The sequence below is a fragment of the Mycetocola sp. Y791 genome (assembly GCF_059445325.1).
This window is the reverse complement of the sequence record NZ_JCAIUC010000011.1, coordinates 1-511: the sequence shown is the minus strand read 5'-3', so window position 1 is coordinate 511 and position 511 is coordinate 1. Positions and strand designations below refer to the sequence as shown.

Below are 511 nucleotides of genomic sequence, written 5' to 3'. Positions count from 1 at the left end.
ACGGAGCAGTGGACGAAAGAAGGCAGACTCTATCTCTGCGCGGTGAAAGACGTGTGGTCGAACCGGATCGTGGGCTACTCGATCGGTGACCGCATGCAAGCGGCCCTTGCTGTGACTGCGTTGGAGAACGCGGTGGAGCAGCGCGGGAATCCGGTAGGCACGATTGTGCATTCAGACAGAGGCGGTCAATTTCGATCGCAGAGCTTCCAACACGCGCTCACCAGGCACCAGTTGCAGGGGTCGATGGGGCGTGTCGGGGCGGCGGGCGACAACGCGGCGATGGAAAGTTTCTTCTCGCTCCTGCAGAAAAATGTGCTTGACCGGAAGGTGTGGGAGACGCGGCTGGAGTTGCGGCTGGCGATCGTGGCGTGGATTGAGGGGAAGTATCATCGCAAGCGTCGCCAGCGTGGGCTTGGGAAGTTGACCCCGGTCGAGTTTGAAGTTGTTAATGTAGGCAGCGTCGCACTCGCGGCGTGAAGAAACCAGAGTCAATCAAAGCTTCAGCAGACCC

General features: G+C 59.7%; 1 protein-coding gene. It reads left to right on the top strand.

All coding sequences use genetic code 11. The annotated features are described in order from the left end of the window. The coding region (locus AC1C2N_RS16225; RefSeq protein WP_495434590.1) for an IS3 family transposase at positions 1 to 477 on the top strand (477 nt) is incomplete at its 5' end. Positions 478 to 511: the final 34 nt, after the last annotated feature.